The sequence below is a fragment of the Pseudomonas fluorescens genome (assembly GCF_001902145.1).
Lineage (GTDB): Bacteria > Pseudomonadota > Gammaproteobacteria > Pseudomonadales > Pseudomonadaceae > Aquipseudomonas > Aquipseudomonas fluorescens_BV.
In genome coordinates this window covers 125,123-137,262 of the sequence record NZ_MRST01000022.1, presented here as the reverse complement: position 1 = coordinate 137,262, position 12,140 = coordinate 125,123, and the positions used below count along the sequence as shown (strand labels likewise).

11 protein-coding genes are annotated in these 12,140 nt (G+C 61.9%); 7 read left to right on the top strand and 4 right to left on the bottom strand.

Going from position 1 to position 12,140, the window contains the following annotated elements; all coding sequences use genetic code 11:
- Positions 1 to 43 precede the first annotated feature (43 nt).
- Positions 44 to 973 carry a LysR family transcriptional regulator gene (locus tag BUE92_RS10665; protein ID WP_073523584.1) on the bottom strand — a complete coding sequence of 310 codons (930 nt, stop codon included), beginning with the start codon at positions 971 to 973 and terminating at the stop codon, positions 44 to 46.
- 95 nt (positions 974 to 1,068) lie between these two features.
- On the opposite strand from BUE92_RS10665, the gene BUE92_RS10660 reads away from it, so the two are divergent.
- The 7 genes from BUE92_RS10660 (at position 1,069) to gdhA (ending at position 9,116) form a co-directional block, all read left to right on the top strand.
- The gene (locus tag BUE92_RS10660) at positions 1,069 to 2,262 is read left to right on the top strand and encodes an MFS transporter (protein WP_073523583.1); all 1,194 of its coding nucleotides are present in this window, start codon (positions 1,069 to 1,071) and stop codon (positions 2,260 to 2,262) included.
- A gap of 34 nt (positions 2,263 to 2,296) precedes the next feature.
- A complete protein-coding gene (locus BUE92_RS10655) occupies positions 2,297 to 3,121 on the top strand; it encodes a hypothetical protein (protein ID WP_019818016.1) in 825 nt (274 codons plus the stop codon).
- Between the two features lie 32 nt (positions 3,122 to 3,153).
- Positions 3,154 to 4,371, top strand: a complete 1,218-nt coding sequence (locus tag BUE92_RS10650; protein WP_073523582.1) for an MFS transporter — start codon at positions 3,154 to 3,156, stop codon at positions 4,369 to 4,371.
- Positions 4,372 to 4,411: 40 nt separating this feature from the next.
- On the top strand, positions 4,412 to 5,641 hold the full coding sequence (locus BUE92_RS10645) for a pyridoxal phosphate-dependent aminotransferase (RefSeq protein ID WP_073523581.1): 1,230 nt from the start codon (positions 4,412 to 4,414) through the stop codon (positions 5,639 to 5,641).
- Between the two features lie 24 nt (positions 5,642 to 5,665).
- Positions 5,666 to 6,511 carry a hypothetical protein gene (locus BUE92_RS10640; RefSeq protein WP_073523580.1) on the top strand — a complete coding sequence of 282 codons (846 nt, stop codon included), beginning with the start codon at positions 5,666 to 5,668 and terminating at the stop codon, positions 6,509 to 6,511.
- Positions 6,512 to 6,559: 48 nt separating this feature from the next.
- A complete protein-coding gene (gene aepX / locus BUE92_RS10635; protein WP_034126960.1) occupies positions 6,560 to 7,450 on the top strand; it encodes a phosphoenolpyruvate mutase in 891 nt (296 codons plus the stop codon).
- Between the two features lie 328 nt (positions 7,451 to 7,778).
- On the top strand, positions 7,779 to 9,116 hold the full coding sequence (gene gdhA / locus BUE92_RS10630; RefSeq protein ID WP_073523579.1) for an NADP-specific glutamate dehydrogenase: 1,338 nt from the start codon (positions 7,779 to 7,781) through the stop codon (positions 9,114 to 9,116).
- Here the strand turns inward: gdhA and BUE92_RS10625 are convergent.
- The 3 genes from BUE92_RS10625 to BUE92_RS10615 all read right to left on the bottom strand — a co-directional run bounded on the left by BUE92_RS10625 (position 9,113) and on the right by BUE92_RS10615 (position 12,120).
- On the bottom strand, positions 9,113 to 9,610 hold the full coding sequence (locus BUE92_RS10625; protein ID WP_073523576.1) for a GreA/GreB family elongation factor: 498 nt from the start codon (positions 9,608 to 9,610) through the stop codon (positions 9,113 to 9,115). The two genes, gdhA and BUE92_RS10625, sit on opposite strands and share 4 nt — an antisense overlap.
- 56 nt (positions 9,611 to 9,666) lie before the next feature.
- Positions 9,667 to 10,023, bottom strand: coding sequence for a hypothetical protein (locus BUE92_RS10620; protein WP_073523574.1), 357 nt, complete (start codon positions 10,021 to 10,023; stop codon positions 9,667 to 9,669).
- A gap of 243 nt (positions 10,024 to 10,266) precedes the next feature.
- Entirely contained in the window at positions 10,267 to 12,120 is a 1,854-nt protein-coding gene (locus BUE92_RS10615) for an Lnb N-terminal periplasmic domain-containing protein (protein ID WP_073523573.1), read from the bottom strand.
- Positions 12,121 to 12,140 lie beyond the last annotated feature (20 nt).

The window sequence follows — 12,140 nt, the reverse complement described above, 5'->3', positions numbered from 1 at the left end:
GTTGAAAAAATACCCCTCACGCAGGGGTATTTTTTTGCCTGCGTTATGCCGGGAGCGTCGTGGGCGCGAGCGCTGGGCGGCTGCGCAGCAACTCTTCGACCACCCCCATGAACGCCTCGACCAACAATGAGCGTGACGGCGAGCGCGTGAGTATCAGCAGGTGTACCCAGGCTTCGGGGTCTGCCAAAGGGCGGTAGACCACGCCTTTCCTGGCCAGGGTGCGGGTGCACTGGGGCACGAGCGAGACACCTTGGCCTGCCGCCACCAGGGCGATGATCGAGGTGATCTGGCGCCCCGCAGGGCCCTGGCGCAGCGCCAGGCCGCGGCGTTGATACAGGTGCTCGATGGAGCCGTTGAGGCCCGAACCGTAATCGCTGGGAAACAGAATCAACGGGTACTCACTGAGCTGGGCGAGGGTGACTTCGTCCTGCTCCGCCAGCGGGTTGTCGCTGCAAAGAGCCGCCACCAGCGGTTCTTGCCCCAACGACAAAGCCTCGACGCCGGTTTGCCCGGCCTCCGGCAGCAGGCGGCTCATGCCGACGTCGATGCGCCCGTCCAGCACGTGCGTGTGCAGGCTGCCGGAAGCGCTCTCCACCAGGGTCAGTTGCACATCGGGAAAACGCTGGGCGAAGGCTTGCAGGGTTTGGCTGAAGAGCTCCGACAGCGCGATCGAGCTGGCATAGCCTACGACCAGTTGGCCGGTCGAGCCGGCAGCCAGCTTGGCGGCGATGTCTTGTGCAAGCCTGGCGTGTTCCAGCGCTGCGCGGGCATACGGCAAAAAGTGCTGGCCTTGGGCGGTCAGTGTGACCGTGCGACTGGTGCGGTCGAACAGGCGAAAGCCAAGCTCGGTTTCCAGGGCCGAAATCTGCCGCGTCAGGGGCGGCTGGGCAAGGTGCAGGCGCTGGGCCGCACGGCCGAAGTGCAGCTCTTCGGCGACCGTCAGGAAGTAACGTAACTTGCGTAGATCAAGCATTCTGTTTCCTGGGTATTGATCGGTCCGAATTCGGTATTGGTATTCGCGGCGCTGGGTATTCTATAAACATCCTCGACCATAAGACGAGAGGCCACATGAACCCGCGCCTGCATCACGCCCGCTTCGCCGTGTTCCTGTGTGGCTGTGCGGCGTTTCTGAATCTTTATGCGACACAGAGCATCCTGCCTGCGTTTGCCGAAAGCTTCCAGGTGAGTGCCCGGCAGGCAGGGTGGAGCATTACGGTGACCACGCTGGCGGTGGCGGTGACCGCGCCGTTTGTCGGGCGCCTGACCGGACGTTTCGAGCAGCGCACGGTGATTGCCGTGGCCGCGTTGCTGCTGGCGCTGCCGACGCTGCTGACGGCCTATGTGGACAGTTTTGCCGAGCTGCTGGTGTGGCGTTTTGTCGAAGGGATGTTGATCCCAGTGGTGTTCGCCACCAGCGTGGCTTATATCGGCGATCGCTGGCGCGCGGGCACCGTCACCGAGATCACCAGTTTGTACGTCGCGGGTACGGTGCTCGGTGGGTTTGCCGGGCGCTTTGTCTCGGGTGTCATGACCCAATATGTGGGCTGGCGCGAAGCCTTCGAACTGTTGGCGGTGATCAGCCTGCTGGTCGGCCTGCTGATTGTGTGGCTGTTGCCGGCCAATCCGGTGGCGCGGCCCGGCGTTGCGGCCGTGGGCATGCACGGGGTGCGCCGGCTTCTGCGCAAACCCTTGCTGGCGGCCTATGGCGTCGGTTTCTGCGTGCTGTTCTCACAAGTCGCAACCTTTACCTATGCCGGGCTGTATCTCAGCCAGGCCCCGTTCAACCTGGGCGCTGCAGCCTTGGGCACTTTGTATGCCGTATTCCTGCTGGCGCTGGTGGTCATTCCTGTTGCGGGGCGCTTGAGCAAATCGCGACCACAGTCGCAGTTACTGACCGGCGCTGTGGCGCTCGGCCTGTGTGGCTCGGCGCTGACATTGTTGCCCTCCCTGTGGCTGATCGTGCTGGGGCTGGCCCTGAGTTCGACCGGCGTATTCCTGGCACAGGCATCCGCCAATGCGTATATCGCCACCACGGCAGGCCCGGACAAGTCCGGCGCCGTGGGGCTGTACCTGACCGGCTATTACCTGGGCGGCAGCGCCGGCGCCGTGGCCCCGGCCATGCTCTGGAATCAGTGGGGCTGGCCGGGCTGCGTGGCGTTGGTCGCAGGTTTTCAGCTGTTGTCGCTGGCGATTGCCCTGCTGGGCTGGAAACCGGTAAAGCCTCAGGCCCTGATCGCCGGACAGCGCGGCAAACCAGCCTGATTTTTCATCCAATAAAGGACTATGAGAGGTGAACATGACTAACACCGTGATCAAGCGCAGCCAGTTGTTGAAGCTCATCGAACCGGTATTGAACGACATGCCGGCCGGTGCCTTGCGCCACGCCCTGTTCGAAGCCTTCTGGGCTCAGGAAGACGCGCTGGTGGATATCGAAGACGCTTTTGCGCGACTCACCTCGCGCCGGCATTCGCCTGCGGTACTGCGCAAGTTCTTCGCCAGTTGGTCCAAAACCAATAATTCGGCGGCCAGTGTGTCCGGCCTGGCCAACCGCATTACCTTGCTGGCGCGCTCCGATGAAGGCTCCGCCGCCGCCGCGCAGTTGTACCGCGCCTGCGGCAGCCTGCAACGCATCACCGATGAAGACTTGGGTGCGTTGGGCAACACCTTGCACGCGGACCTGTTCTACACCATGGCCACCGCGCTGTGCGGCGATGACCAGTGGATATTGAAGGACAATTGCCTGCCCTCGGCGCAGGCGTTCAAGGACTGGACCGACACCCGCCGCCTGCGTGATCGCGACCTGCTGCAGGGGTTACTGACCACGTTGATCCACGAGGTGTACACCCACGGCGAAGTGGAATTCATCCACCCGTTGTACTCGCAGTGGTTCGTGCGAGACATGGGCGTGCCGCCGGAGAAATCCCGTGCGACGGTGGCCTGGGTCACGGTGCACACCGGCGGTACCGAAAGCAACCATTTCGCCCATGCGGTGGCAGCGGTGAATGAGTTCACCACCGCCATGCAGATTGAAGTGGACCCCGCCACGGCGCGCGACATTTTTGCTCAATACCTGCAGCGTAAAGCCAGTGTGATGAGCGACTGTGCGCAGTTGCTGGGTTGACCCGGCGTTTTGCCTGAGAGCCTCTGATCCCGATGAACACTCTGAAGCAGACCGCAGCGCCATCGTTGTCGCCGCCTGACCAGGCAATCGTGCGTCGCCGCGCTCTGGTGGCAGGCTGCGGCGCGCATGCCGTGCACGATGGGCTGACCGATGTGATTTATGTGCTGTTGCCGATCTGGCAAGCGCAGTTCGGCCTCAGCTACGCCCAGATCGGCCTGTTGCGCGGTGCTTACGCGGGCATGATGGCCGGTTTTCAGTTACTGGCCAGCCGTGCTGCCGCACGCTGGGGGCGTGAACGCTTGCTGGTAGGTGGCACTGCGTTGGCGGGCCTGGCCTACCTGCTGGCCGGCCAGGCTGGCGGGCTGGGCGTGTTGCTGGTGGCGCTGCTGCTGGGCGGGCTCGGCGCGAGTACGCAGCACCCGCTGGCCTCGTCGTTGATCACCGATACGCACGAGGCCGGCGGGGGCGTCAAACAAGCGCTGTCGCAGTACAACTTCAGCGGCGATATCGGCAAGACCCTGATCCCGGGGTTGATCGGCCTGTTGCTGGCGGTCATCAGTTGGCGCGCCAGTGTCACCCTGCTGGGTGTACTCGGGCTGCTGGCGGCAGGCCTGTTGTGGTGGCTGATCCCGGCACGCACCGAGGCTTGGACGGCGCCGGTGAAAGCCACCCGTACGGGCGCCGGCGCCGGCTCCGCGAGCGGCCTGCGTGCGCTGATCGTGACCGGCACGCTGGACAGCGCAGTGCGCATGGGTTTTCTCACGTTCCTGCCGTTTTTGCTCAAGGCCAAGGGCGCCGGGCCTGCGGGCATCGGCCTGGCGCTGACGATGCTGTTCGTGGGAGGCGCCTTCGGCAAATTGTTGTGCGGTTACCTCGGTGCGCGCATCGGCATGATGAAAACGGTATGGGCCACGGAGTTCACCACGGCCGTGCTGATCGTCATGGCGGTGTACTTGCCCTACGCCGGCTTGATGGTGATGTTGCCGCTGCTGGGGCTGGCGCTGAACGGCACGTCGTCGGTGCTGTACGGCGCAGTCCCGGACCTGGCAGGGCCGGGCAGGCGCGACCAGGCGTTCGCCGTGTTCTACACCGGCACTATCGGTGGCGGCGCCTTGGCGCCGGTGCTGTTTGGCAGCCTTGGGGATGCCACTGGTGTGCCCATGGCCGTCCTGCTGCTGGCCGCCACCCTGTTGCTGACCTTGCCGCTGTCGTGGCGTGTTCAGCAAGGGTTGGAGGCCCAAGCCCGGTAGGGCGAACGTATTTTTCAGCGTGTTCTGGCAGGTATAACAAATGAATAACAGTGAACCCTCTGCCGTGTCATTGCCGTTGTCCCAGCGTGCGCAACGTCTCAGCGCACCCGGCACGTCCAGCATGCGCAGTAAAGCCAATGCCTTGAAAGAAGCCGGCGTCAACGTGGTCAACTTTGCCGCGGGCGAATTGTCCTTCGATGCCTGCCCGGTCATGAAAGCCGCCGTGGCCGATGCGCTCGCCACTGCCCGCAACCGCTATACGCCGCCCATCGGCCTGCCCCAGCTTCGCCACGCGCTGGCGCAGCAGGTCACGGAGCGCTGCGGGGTGAGTTACGCCGCCGATGAAATAGCGGTGACCGCTGGTGCCAAGCAAGCGCTGTATAACGCCGCAATGGTGCTGCTCAATCCGGGGGATGAAGTCATCGTCGCGGTGCCGTACTGGGAAACCTTCCCCACCCAGATCCAGCTGGCTGGGGGCGTTCCCGTCTATGTCGACACGGCTGCGGACGACTATCGCCTCACCTGCGCAGCGGTCCAGAAGGCCCTGACCCCGCGCACCCGGATGATTGTGATCAATACTCCGAACAATCCGACGGGCACGGTTTATCAGCGCGAAGAACTGCTGGGGATTGCCCGACTCGCCTTCGCACACCGGCTCTGGGTGGTGTTCGACGAGTGTTACCGCAAACTGGTGCGCGCGCCCCATGAACATCACAACATCGTGTCGCTGTTTGCGCCGCTCAAACATCAGACGGTACTGGTCGATTCGTTTTCCAAGAGCCACGCGGTCACCGGCTGGCGGGTAGGGTATGCGTACGCGCCCGCCCCAGTCATCGCCGCCATGCACAACCTGCAAGGGCATACGACGTCCAACCCCAGCAGCCTGTCCCAATATGCCGCGCTCGGCAGCCTGATGGCGGACGCGCCGCACTTTACCCGCCAGGTCAATGCCTTCCTCGACCAGCAACTGCTCGTAGCCTGCACCTGCCTGGGGCATGTCGACGGCATTCGGTGCGCCCCGCCGGAAGGGGCGTTTTATCTGTTTATCGATGTGTCCCGCAAGTTGGGGGGGCGCTACCTGGGCACCGTTATTCGTGACGTTGACCACTTGGCCGATCTGTTATTGACCGAGGCCCATATCGCGGTAGTGCCCGGCTCTGGCTGTGGTGACGGCAACAGCATCCGTATCTCCTACGCCGTTGAGCGTGAGGCGCTGATTGAGGGCCTCACACGCTTCGCTCGTTTCATGTCAGAAATCGTTGCGCATTAACCCCACCTTAAAAGGATATGAGCCGTGGATAATCTGAGCCGCCAATTTATCGGGTACGTGAACCAGGCGCTGGTGGATGTCGAGGACCGACATCTGGCCCAGGCCCTGCTCAGCGGTTTCAACAGTCAAACCGCCGCGCTGGACAAGTACTGCGAGACCTATGTCGACATGACCTCCAGTAATTGGAGCGAGTCGTCACTGTGTACGTTCTTCTGTGGCTGGCGCAGCCCGGACGGCGCCGCCCATGCCGTCTCGAGCATCATCGTGCGCATCCTTCAGGAGTCGGCAACCTTGGCCGATGACGCCAGATTGAAGATGCTTGAAGCGGCGGCCCATTGTGGCGAGATCATTGTCGAGGACATCGGGCTGGGTGAAATGCATGGGCATCCGCACCACTCCAAGCTGTATTACCGCATGGCTTCGGCCATCTGCGGCTCCGATGAATGGCGCCTGCAAGACAAATTCCTCAACCCGATTACCAAGGAATTCTCCGGTTGGGTGGGGGAAAAGCGCCCGTTGGCGCCGCAACTCATCGAAGCGCTGGAAATGATGGCCATGACGGAGTTGTTCAATACCGGCGAATACAACCTGATGACCCCGCTATGGAAACAGTGGTTGCGCGATGTGCGGGGCTATAGCGCCGGAGAGGCCAGCCGCGTCGCGAGTTTTCTCAGCGTGCATTGCGGCAGCGTGGAAGCACGCCACTTCAAGCATGCCGCAGAGGCGTTGCGGCTGTATGCCAGCGCCACCGGGCAGGCGGTGGATTACGCGCGTATCGCACGGCTATCTACGGAATACGTGGCCAGGGCCTGTGAACATCTGCAAAAGATGGCGTCGGTGCTCAAGTGTGAACAGCCCGCCTGGGATTGAGGCTGTCTGATAACCCTTGTTGTGCCGCTGATAAGGAGCCTGAACCCTATGATGGATACCGAAGCGCGCCGACGCCCTCTGTCGGCGCTATTGGATAGCAACCGTTGCCTGCGCGTACTCGAAGCCCATAGCCCGATATCGGCGTTGCTCGCGCAACGCGCCAGGCTGGAGATCAGCCCAGGGCATACGGTGGGGTACGACGCTATCTGGTCGAGTTCGCTGACTGACTCGACCCAGCGCGGGTTACCCGACATCGAAATTCTTTCGCCCAGTAACCGATTGCCGGGGATTCGCGAAATATTCGATGTGTGCTCGCTGCCGCTGATATTCGATGCCGATACCGGCGGCAAGGCCGAACATTTCGCGATTCATATCAAGATGCTGGAGCGCGCGGGCGTCTCGGCGGTGGTGATCGAAGACAAGTGCGGCTTGAAGAAGAACTCACTCTTGGGCATCGAGGTCGACCAGGCGCAGGAGTCCATCGAGGCATTTTGCGCCAAGCTCCAGGCCGGTTGCACGAGTCGCACTGGCTCAGGGCTGATGATGATTGCCCGGTGTGAAAGCTTGATCCTGGATCGCGGCATGGAAGAGGCGATGGCGCGGTGCCTGGCGTATGTCGAGGCGGGGGCGGACGGCATCATGATCCACAGCCGCAAGCAGGATGGCCTGGAAATTCTTGAGTTCGCCAGGCAGTTTCGCCTGCAACGGCCCCGGGTGCCGCTGATTTGCGTGCCGACCAGCTATGTTCACCTGAAGTTCGAGGTGCTGGAGCGAGCAGGTTTCAACGCGGTGATTTATGCCAATCACATGTTGCGCAGTGCCTACCTGGCCATGCGCGATACCGCCGTCGGCATACTCGCCAATGGCAGGACGCTGGAGCTGGAGCCACGTTGCCTGGGCATCGACGAGATACTCGACCTGGTGCCGGGCACGCGCTAGTGCCCTTGTGGGAGCGGGCTTGCTCGCGAAAGCGCTGGGTCAGTCGCTGCCTCTGTTACTGCACCACCGCTTTCGCAGGCAAGCCAGCTCCCACATTTGATCGAGTACACCTGTCATGTGGGAGCCGGCTTGCCTGCGATGGCGGCCAACCTGTTGGTGCAAAACTCAGAGTGAAATCCCCATTTAAGGGCAAAAAAGGGGAGTTATTTATACTTATTGCACCATTTAATTTCACAAAAGCGACATTTTGCCCTGTCACGGTGCGAAACGAATTGATAAAGTCCGGCTCATTCTCTGTTTAACAACAATCAATTTGCCGAGACTGTTCATGACCGAATCCGTCGACTCCTTCCTTGCCCGTCTCAAGAAACGCGACCCGGACCAACCGGAATTCCACCAGGCTGTAGAAGAAGTCCTGCGCAGCCTGTGGCCCTTTCTTGAAGCCAACCCGCACTACCTGAACTCGGGCATTCTGGAGCGCATCTGCGAGCCAGAGCGCGCGATCACGTTCCGGGTGTCGTGGGTGGATGATCACGGCAAGGTTCAGGTCAATCGTGGTTTCCGTATCCAGATGAACAGCGCCATCGGGCCCTACAAAGGTGGCTTGCGCTTTCATCCTTCGGTCAACCTGGGTGTGCTGAAATTCCTCGCCTTCGAACAGACCTTCAAGAACTCCCTGACGTCGCTGCCCATGGGCGGCGGCAAAGGCGGCTCGGACTTCGACCCCAAGGGCAAAAGCGACGCCGAAGTGATGCGCTTCTGCCAGGCGTTCATGAGCGAGCTGTACCGCCACATCGGTGCGGACGTGGACGTACCGGCCGGTGATATCGGTGTAGGCGCGCGGGAAATCGGCTTCCTGTTCGGCCAGTACAAGCGCCTGAGCAATCAATTCACCTCGGTGCTGACCGGTAAGGGCATGACCTACGGCGGCAGCTTGATCCGTCCGGAAGCCACCGGTTTCGGCTGTGTGTATTTCGCCGAGGAAATGCTCAAGCGCCAAGGCCAGCGCGTCGAAGGCAAGCGGGTGGCGGTGTCCGGCTCCGGCAACGTGGCGCAATATGCGGCGCGCAAGGTCATGGACCTGGGCGGCAAGGTGATCTCCCTCTCGGACTCCGAAGGCACCCTGTATGCCGAAAGCGGCTTGACCGAAGAGCAATGGTCGGCGCTGCTGGCGCTGAAAAACGTACAGCGCGGGCGTATCAGTGAACTGGCCGAGCGTTTCGGCCTGGAGTTCCGTAAAGGTCAGACGCCTTGGGAACTGGCCTGCGATATCGCGCTGCCTTGCGCCACCCAGAACGAACTCGACGCCGAAGCTGCGCGCACTTTGCTGCGCAACGGCTGCCTCTGCGTGGCCGAAGGTGCGAACATGCCGACTACGTTGGAGGCTGTGGATATCTTCATCGACGCGGGCATTCTGTTTGCGCCGGGCAAGGCGTCCAACGCCGGTGGCGTGGCGGTGAGCGGCCTGGAAATGTCGCAGAACGCCATGCGCCTGCTGTGGACCGCCGGGGAAGTGGACAGCAAGCTGCACAACATCATGCAGTCGATCCACCATGCCTGCGTGCATTACGGTGAAGAAAATGGCCGTATCAACTACGTCAAGGGCGCGAACATCGCGGGCTTCGTGAAAGTGGCTGACGCGATGCTGGCCCAGGGGATCGTCTAGGCCTCGGGCTCGATGCGCAGCACTTCGATCAACTGATCGCCGACGGGGCGCTGCCACAGCACCTCGTCGCCCACCTGGGCGCCCAACAAGGCACGGCCCAGGGGCGAGCCCCAGTTGATCAAGCCTGCGTTGGCATCGGCCTGGTCTTCACCGACTAACTGGATGCGCTGCTGTTCGTCCTGCTCGTTGGCGAACGTGACCCAACTGCCGATCTGCACCTTGTCGGTGGACGTGGCCGGCGCCACTACCTGAGCGCTTTGCACCCGTTGGTTGAAGTAACGCAGGTCCCGCTCAAGGTCCGCCTGGCGCTGCTTATCGGCCTGCTCACCCTTGGCGGACTCGGCACTGTACTCAAGCTGCATTTGCGCCACCTTGGCTTGCAACTGCGCCAACCCTTGCGCGGTCAGGCGGTTAGGTTGCGCGCTGACCTGACGCTCCACCGGCTGATCAGCCTGGGCCGCCGCGTTGTCTTCATTTACAAAAGCTCGGCTCATGGCGTTCTCCTTCCTATGGAAGTTGGGCCACGTTCGCGGGCTGATCGTTCCCACGATCAGCGCGAGCGATAGGCTTTGGCGGCGTCGCGATCTTTTTCCTGCTGCCAATCGCGTTCGCGGTCGTCCCTGCGGTTTTCCTCGTAATCGCGCAGTTCCTGGCTCTCGCGCATGGCTTTGCACTGACGAAACCCATCTTCCCAACCTTCGGCGTATAGCCGGTCTTTCAGATAGCGCGGCACATTCTTGCGAAACTCCCCGGTAATTACCCCAGCGGCCTGGCGACCGCTGCTGCAGCCGTCGTCAAAACCGTCGGCGAAGGCCGGTGGATAACCCTTGGTCAGCAACTCCTGATGGGTTGACTGGCAACCCGACAACCCCACCACAGCGCACAGCATGACTGCATACCGCCACATGGCGTACCCCCTGGCCGGTTAACGGCTGATAAGGGAAGTCTAGAAGGGGATTTGTCAGCTGTATGTGAAGGGGGTGTCAGAGGGGTGTGCCGGACTTAACTGTAGGAGCGAGCTTGCTCGCGAAAAACGTCAACGATAACGCGTGTTTGCTGAATAACCGCGGCGCCTATGAGTTTTTCGCGAGCAAGCTCGCTCCTACAGAGAGCGAGCGCCGCCCAACTTTTGATTTTCGCCAGGCTTGAGTCAGTAGTGGTACCACTTCAGCTCAAGCATCACTTCATTGACTGGCGTGGACAGGTGGCTGAACTCACGCTGGGCGCTCAAGCGCAGGCCCAGGTTGCGTGACAGTTCCCACTGCTGGTTGAGGCTTATGCTGCGCCGCACTTCGCCGTTGGTGAAGAAATCACCCTTGGCTTCCAGGCTCAGGTTGCCCAACGGGTTTTTCCACAGCACGCCGGTGTTGAAGCCGGCGGCCGGGGAGATGGCTTCGCTGAAGTCGTTGTTGTGCTCCACGCGCACGGTGCCGAGGGCGAAGCCGAGCATGTCGTCGGAGAGTTGCCAGGTGCCACCGGCGCCGCCGTTGACGTGGGCCACCAGGGTTTCGTCGTCGTGTTTGCCCGGTACGCGTTCCAGGCCGCCGGTGACTTGCCACGACCAGGGTTGCAGCAGTGCATTGCGCGGCGTCAGGGAGCGGATGGTGGCCAGGTCCAGTTGCTGGAGCTGCCAGTGATTGCCTTCGTACTGACGCAATTTCATTTGCAGGATTTCGATCTGCGCGCCCAGGGGGAAGCCTTCGGCATTGTCGTTGAGGTCGTGATAGGCCATGCGCAGGCCGTATTCGCCGAAGGCTTTGTCGCCACGGGTGCCGATGCCGGCTTGCCAGGTGCGCGACTCGTGGCCGTTTTCCGGCAGGCCAGGCGGGGTGATCTTCAGGTCTGGCGCCGGGTTCTGGTTGATCGCGCGCAGCAGTTCGAAGCTGCGCTGGGAGCGTGTCGCATCGCGCTCCAGGCCGTTGGCGCGGTAGCGGCCCAGGCGGTAAGCGGCATCCACGATCAGTGCCTGGCGCTCACGAGGCAGTGCCTTGAATGCAGGCTCCAGCAGTTGCTTTTGGTCATCGCTGATGTTCAGCACCCACTGTTGCTCATCGCTATCGAGTGGCTTGGCGCGCTCCAGCAGTTCACGTTCACGGGACGGGCGATAGTCGATCTTCTCCACCAGCCCTGCGTCTTTTACCGCTTTGACGGTATCGGTAGGGATCGCGGTGAGTGGGAATTGCTCAGTCAGGCGCAGGCCGGGGCGGGCCACTTGCAGCAGTTCGAGCAGGCGGTAGGAGCAGTTTTCGTCGAAGAAGAAGTAGTCGAACTGGATCTGCTTGAGCTCCCACACGTGCTCGACCATACGCTTGGTCTCGACCTCGGTGAGGTTCAGGCGGTATTCCCACAAATCGCGGTTTTCGAGGCTGCGGTATTCGGAAAGTTTCTCCTGATAGGGCACCAGGGCGAACAGGCCGGGGTAGCCGCCCATCAGGCCCTTCCAGGCATAGAGGATGCTGTTGTCGGAGCCTTCGATATAGGCGCCGAAGTTGATCGCATAGCTGAGCAGGGCGGTGTTGTTGCTTTGCACGTCAGCCTGGTCGATGCGCAGCAGCGTATGGCCGAACATCGACGACGGGCTGTTGAGGTAGGCCGCCGGGAAGATCATCACTGCGCTATGGGGCGCGACATCCTTGAACCACTGGGTGAACTCTTTGCACTCCAGGGCGGGCAGGTCGTTGAGTTGCAACTGGGCCTTGAGCCAGCGGGTGCGTGCGGGGTAGACGCATTGGGCGTGCTTTTCACCCAGGCTGGCCGGCGCATACAGCGCCTCCACAGTGGCCTTGAGTTCTGCGTCCGGGTGATGAGCGCCATCGGCGGCGAGGAAGAACTTCTTGTCGCTGACATAGCTGCGCCAGCCACTGACCTTGCCGGCTTCGTAGTGCCCCAGCGACAGCCAGAACGGATCATTGGCCAGTTGCTGCAAACGTTGATCGTCGAGGTGCGGTGCCGCATGCAGCGGGGCGCAGGCGAAGAGAGCCAGGCAAGCGAGGCGTTTGAGCATGGAGGCTACTTAAGTCGGAC